Source organism: uncultured Lutibacter sp. (assembly GCF_937891065.1).
Lineage (GTDB): Bacteria > Bacteroidota > Bacteroidia > Flavobacteriales > Flavobacteriaceae > Lutibacter.
The window spans coordinates 1-4,294 of sequence record NZ_CALAEQ010000155.1; the positions used below are offsets into that span (position 1 = coordinate 1).

Below are 4,294 nucleotides of genomic sequence, written 5' to 3' on the forward strand. Positions count from 1 at the left end.
TTTTCTTTTGAAGAATAGCCATCTGGCAACCAAACATCAATAGTTCTTGCATCAATATATTCAGATTTAAAATTTTCAAATCGCTGTACTTTTCCAGTGGTTACTTTTACTTCTTGAGCATTAGAAAGCAATGTAAATAGTAAAGTTATGAATACTATTTTTTTCATTTTTATATAAGTTTTTCTTTATTGTAAATTAGTTTTTTGTCATTTCAAATTTTAAAAACCCATCTTTCATAATTTGAGAGTAGGTTATGATTTTATTCTCAATGACTTTATCATTTAACATAGCTTTTTCTGTATAAATCGCTTCCTCAGATATGTTTTTGGCTGTTATTTTAAATTTAATACCACCTTTTAGGTTAATTGTAGCTTCTTTTAATTGAGGCGCTCCTAAAACAAATTCACTATTTGCAGGATTTACAGGATAAAAACCTAAACTCGAAAGCACATACCAGGCCGACATTTGTCCGCAATCATCATTTCCAATCATTCCGTCTGGTGTATTGTTATGAAACTCATTGATAATTTTATGGATATATTTCTGTCCGGTTTTAGGTGAATTTGAAAAAGCGTATAAATAAGCAATATGATGACTCGGTTCATTACCGTGTGCGTATTGCCCAATCATAGCTTCCTGACCCAAGAATTTATTTGGGTTTTTGGCTTCGATGGTAAAGAAATCATTTAATTGCTTTGTAAATGCGTCTTCACCTCCCAAAAGGTTTTTCATTCCATTAATATCATATTGTGCCGGAGTCCAAAAGTATTGCCAAGCATTGGCTTCTGTATAATCTCCTGGATTATTCATTGGTGAAGTAGCTATTAACGGATCAAAAGGTGTTCTCCATTTTCCTTTTGTATCCATTCCTCTCATCATTTTTGAAGAAGGATCATATAAGTTCTTGTAATAATTACTTCTTTTGGTAAATATTTCTGAAGTTTTTAAATTCCCTAAGTCTTTTGCCATTTCAGCAACACACCAATCATCATAACCGTGTTCTAATGTTCTGGAAACAGCTTCGTTATCAACCTTGTCAAAAGGGTAGTAACCGTACATATTATACAATTCCCAATTTGATATTTGATGACTGTTTGTTGATGTTTCGATCATTGCTTTTAAGGCTTCATTTTTATCAAAACCTTTAAAACCATTTTTAGAAGCTGAAAGAATCATTGGAATTGCATGATTACCAATCATACAATAATTATCCTGTCCCCAAACTGTCCATATTGGTAAAAAACCAGTTGCTTTTTGATGAATTAGCATTGAATTTACAATACCATCAATTTTTTCTGGAGCAATTATTTGTAATAAGGGAAATGCACCACGATAAACATCCCAAATAGATAAAGTAGAATAATATTCATTATTTGGAGCTTGTACTATTTTATCATCAGCACCTCTATATTTTCCGTCAACATCAGCCATATTTGAAGGTTGTAAAAACACCCGATATAGAGAAGTATAAAATATCTCTTTTTGTTTTGAAGGGGCGTCAATATCAATACGTCCTAAATAGGCATTCCAAACATTTTTTGCATCTTGTTTTACTTTTTCAAAATCCCATTGCGGCATTTCAGCAACCATATTTTGTTTTGCTCCATCAACACTAACAGAGGATAATGCAATTTTTACTTTTAATATTTTGGAGGTATTTAATTGAAATGATAATTCAAATTTAGGCGCCTTATCAAATACTCCTTTTTCAAGTTCTTCTGATTTAATGAAAGTCTGATCAAAGGTAAGCGTAAAAAAATATTTCCGCTTTACCCAATTGGAAGTAGCGCAGTAGCCGGAAATTGTGGTGTTGTTTTCTATTTTAACATCACTTTCTACCACCAATCCTTTTTGATTTTCTTCAAAAATAAAACGAAGTCCGTGTTGAAGATCTACTAATACTTTAGCTTCTTGAGTTGGAAATGTATATTTATGCACTGCAACTCGGTTTGTAGCCGTAAGTTCAACTTTTACTGAATCTTTTTTCAAAAGAGAATAATATCCAACTTCAGCTTTTTCAGTATTTTTAAAATAGCGATTACTTAAATCTTTTTTTGTTTCATTATATGGCATTAACAAAATATCACCCATTTCACTAATACCCGTTCCGTTTAATCGCGTTTGTGAAAATCCTAAAAGTAGGCTATCTTTATATTGATAACCACTTGTGTGACTCCAACCTTCGTCTCTATTATCTGGTCCTGGTTGCACCATTCCAAAAGGCATAGAAGGTCCGGGAAAAGTATGACCTGTACCGTCAGTTCCTATAAAAGTATTTACGAATTGAGTATAATCTTTTGATACAACTTTTTGCTTCTCAGATTTATTGCAACTTAGTGCTAATAAAAATAGAAAGATAATTGGTATTAACTCGCTCACTTTTGAACTAAGTTTTAATCGAATTTTAAATTTTCTAAACATTATGTATGATTGTATAAATTTTTGATTGAAGCTGTTCTTAATTGAAAAGTTCTTTTTGCTTCTCTATAATATCTAAATTTTTCAAGGCTTATCCAAAACAATTGTAAATCCATAAGGTTCTAATAATAATTTTGAATTGTTAACAATAACTCCATCAGAATATAGTATCGTATTTGGCGCATCATCTAATTGAATTTCTTGAGCCTTATTCAGAGTATTAATTATTACCAATGCTTTTTGATTTTTATATGTTCGTTCAAAAGCTATAATCCCTTTTAAGTTTTCGAATAAAGGCAAATAATCACCTAACCTAAAACTGTCATATTTAGTTCTTAATTCAAAAAGTTTCTTGTAATGATGCCAAAGCGAATTCTTGTCTTTCTGTTGGTTTTCTAGACTGAATTTATGTATATCTTCAGATTTCCAATACGAATTATCCCACCAAGGACCTGAATCTCTATACCATAATGCATTGCCTGAATCATTATAATCAGCAGTCCATGGAAAGGCTTCTCTTACAGGAATGTGGTTACAATCACTACCCCATTCATGCGTTTGTCCTGTTACACCAAGCTCTTGACCATAATATATTGATGGAATTCCTGGTAAAAGAAGATTCAATATGGCTGCACTTCGCTTTTGATTTTCATTACCATTTACGACAGTAGCCCATCTTGCGGTATCATGATTTTCTAAGAAATTTACAGTATAAATATGATCCCTAAATTTCGAAAGACTTTCTTTAACTATTTTATGGATGCGGTTTGGATCCATAGTAACACCTTTTATTTTTGGGTCTATATACATGTCTTGAGTTCCTTCTTCACCCGCAATTGCAAATCGTAATGGAAAACTAAAAGCTGCATCTGCACCACTATTAATAACCATTTGATCACCATATTCATTCCAATCAGATTGCTCACCTAAAACAAAAGTGTTTGGATTAATTTCTTTACACGATTTAAAAATAGGTTGCCAAAACTCCTTGTACATATTGGTAAAAATACCTTTATAATCTAGATCGTCCATAATGTGGTCTATTCTATAGCCATCAACGCCATCATCAAAGACACCATCTTTATTAGGGTCAACCCAATAGGAATAAAAATCAATCATCCATTGTTTTACACCTTTATTATTTAAGTCTAATAAAACAATATTATACTTATTACTAGGCCATGTTGTAAACTCATACATTGGCGATTTGGCAGGCATAAAAATTTGTTCAGGATATTGATTTAATGAATCTGAATAATAAATAAAATCAGAATATTTAGATTTTGGATTTTTATAAGAATCCTCAAACCAAATATGACCACTTTGTGCATATTGAGTTTCCATATCCATAAGGAATTTCAATCCTTTTTTATGAATGGCTTTTACAAAGTTGATATAGTCTTGCTTTGTTCCATATTCTTGGTCTATTTTTTCATAATCCGTTGGAAAATAATTATGATAAAAGCCAGATTCATATAACGGTGTAAACAAAATAGCGGTAACTCCAAGTTCTTTGAGATAATCTAATTTTTCTACAAACCCATTAAGGTCTCCATGTCTATCTCCAGTACTATCATAAAAACTACGTTGCATGACATGGTAAATAATTTCATTATTCCAGTTTATTGTCTGTGTTAAATTGGTTTGTTCTACTAATTTGTTTTGAGACAAAATTGAGAATGAGATTAACAAACAAATATAAATTATTGATTTTTTCATAATTAAGATTTAACTAAAATGAGCATACATTATATTATTATAAACCTTTAAATATGAAAGGGTATGGATATTGAAAACAACTGTTTGCTTCTCAGATCCTTTTCCTTTGCAAGAAGCAATAAGCACTATTAAAAGGTAAATAAACTTAATTTTCATT

At 31.0% G+C, this 4,294-nt stretch carries 2 protein-coding genes; both read right to left on the reverse strand.

The annotated features are described in order from the left end of the window. Nucleotides 1-195 precede the first annotated feature (195 nt). The gene (locus Q0352_RS08540) at nt 196-2,379 is read right to left on the reverse strand and encodes a GH92 family glycosyl hydrolase (RefSeq protein WP_299526648.1); all 2,184 of its coding nucleotides are present in this window, start codon (nt 2,377-2,379) and stop codon (nt 196-198) included. Nucleotides 2,380-2,502: 123 nt separating this feature from the next. After that, entirely contained in the window at nt 2,503-4,137 is a 1,635-nt protein-coding gene (locus tag Q0352_RS08545) for an alpha-amylase family glycosyl hydrolase (RefSeq protein ID WP_299526650.1), read from the reverse strand. Between the last annotated feature and the right edge of the window lie 157 nt (nt 4,138-4,294).

Coding starts and splice junctions, on each gene's coding strand:
- Q0352_RS08545 (WP_299526650.1), bottom strand. CDS start 4,137: ATGAAAAAATCAATAATTTATATTTGTTTGTTAATCTCATTCTCAATT.